Raw genomic sequence first — 1,913 nt, 5'->3', positions numbered from 1 at the left:
GGCAGGGGGCGGCTGTACCGCTCCACCACCTCCCCGGGCAGCGGCTGTCTGTATACCTCTACGATCTCTCCGGAGAGACGGTCCTCTCCGGCCAACTGCTTTTCTTCCTCCATGCACGCCTCACTCTGTGGCCAGTGAGAAGGAGAACGCGGTCACGCCGTCCTCGCTGGTCACACTGATCTTTTCCTTATGCTGCTCTAAAATCGTCTTGACGATGTACAGCCCCAGGCCGTAACCATCCTTGTCCTCGCTGCGGGACTTGTCGCTCTTGTGGAACCGCTCGAACAGCAGCGGCAGCTCCTCTGCCGGGATGGTGTCCCCCTCGTTCCGCACCGTCACCCGGGCCTTGCCGTCGATGGTGGTGACGCCCAGATAGAGAGTGGAGCCCTCCCGTGCGAACTTGGTGGCATTTTCCAGCAGGTTGTAAATCACCTGCGTAATCATGTCCTTGTCCCCCAGCACCAGAATGGGCTCCTCGGGGATATCCGCCTCCACATCCAGATTCCGGTCTGTGATCTTCCGCTCCATGGAGATCAGCACCCGGCGCATACTCTCGCAGATGTCGAAGTGCTTTCCCTCCCGCAGGGGGTCGATGGCCTGCAGCTGGCTCACGTCCAGCATCCGCCGCACCAGCCGGCTCAGGCGGCGGCTCTCGTCGGAGATGATCTGGAGATACTGCCGCTCGTTCTCCGGCGGGATGGTGCCGTCCAGAATGCCGTCTGTATAGCCGGCGATGGTGGTCATGGGCGTCTTCAGCTCATGGGAGATGTTGGTGATGAACTCCCGCCGCTGGCGCTCCGTCTGCTGCAGGTTCTCCGCCATGTTGTTGAAGGAGGCCGCCAGCTCTCCCAACTCGTCATCCCGGCCGTAGTCGTTCATGCGGATGTCGAAGTCCCCCTCCGCATAGCGGCGGGTGGCCTTGGCCATCTCCCGGATGGGCTGGATCTGCCGCATGGTGGTGATGGAGGACGCCATGAAGGAGATCATCAGTACCACGAACGCCGTCATGAAGAACAGCCCGATGAAGCCGGACCACATGGTGTCCAGCGAGGTGGTGGAGGACACGGCATAGACCATGCCGACGGGGTCGGGGGTATCCTCGCTTATGGCCGGAACGCCCACCACGAACCGCTTGTTGGAGTACAGGCCGTCCACGTCCGTGCGCCTGGAGCTGATGCCCTCCTCCAGCACCTCTGCGGTCATCTCCTCCGGCATAGTCACCACCAGCCCGCTGAGAGACGCATCCGTGGACAGCAGCACGTGGCCCTCCACGTCGCAGATCAGGAAGTCCACCTCGGACACCGTGGCAGCGAAGGAGGCCAGACGCTGGAAGTCCTCCTCGTGCTGCAGCTCCTCCATGTCCAGGTACCGCCCGTTTTCCAGATAGCTGGCGGAGAGCTGCCCCACCACCTGGGCCTGGGCGGCCAGCTCCCCGTTCTCCTGGCCCCGGGCGTAGTTGTAGCTCAGGGAGAAAAACGAAACTCCCAGCAAAAACAGCGTCAGGAGCACCATGCCGACGGTGACGAACATCTGCCGCCAGTACAGGCCCCTGAACTTGTTGTGCATCCGTTTTGCAATACGCGCGATCCGTACCTTCATGAGACCTCCCTGCCCGGTTTTCCGCCTGAAAAGGCGAAGGTCTTTTCAGGCGGTTTTGTCAGCTCTCCTTTGCCCCGGGGGCGCCTGCCAGCTCGAACTTGTACCCCACGCCCCACACCGTTTTCAGCGCCCACTGGCTGCTGTTTTCCCCGGAGGCCGCAGGCCTCCGGGGGCCCCTTTTATCTCACCAACCTGCCGGAAATGAATTCCGGCAGGTTCAAGGGTCCTGCGGACCGCTTGACGCCGCTTTCGCGGCGCCGGGGCCTTCGTCCCCGGAAACGTCAGCTCTCCTTTGCCCCGGGGGCGCCTGCCAG

The 1,913-nt window shown here is 62.7% G+C and carries 1 protein-coding gene; it reads right to left on the bottom strand.

All coding sequences use genetic code 11. The annotated features are described in order from the left end of the window. Positions 1 to 120: 120 nt before the first annotated feature. On the bottom strand, positions 121 to 1,599 hold the full coding sequence (locus HMPREF1546_RS15585) for a HAMP domain-containing sensor histidine kinase (protein ID WP_021749292.1): 1,479 nt from the start codon (positions 1,597 to 1,599) through the stop codon (positions 121 to 123). Between the last annotated feature and the right edge of the window lie 314 nt (positions 1,600 to 1,913).

Source organism: Oscillibacter sp. KLE 1745 (assembly GCF_000469445.2).
In the GTDB taxonomy this organism is placed as follows: domain Bacteria; phylum Bacillota; class Clostridia; order Oscillospirales; family Oscillospiraceae; genus Oscillibacter; species Oscillibacter welbionis.
The sequence above is the reverse complement of the archived record's forward strand: the minus strand, read 5'-3'. Positions and strand labels throughout refer to the sequence as shown.

Excerpts from the sequence above, each read along its gene's own strand:
- HMPREF1546_RS15585 (WP_021749292.1), bottom strand. The coding sequence starts at position 1,599 with ATGAAGGTACGGATCGCGCGTATTGCAAAACGGATGCACAACAAGTTC.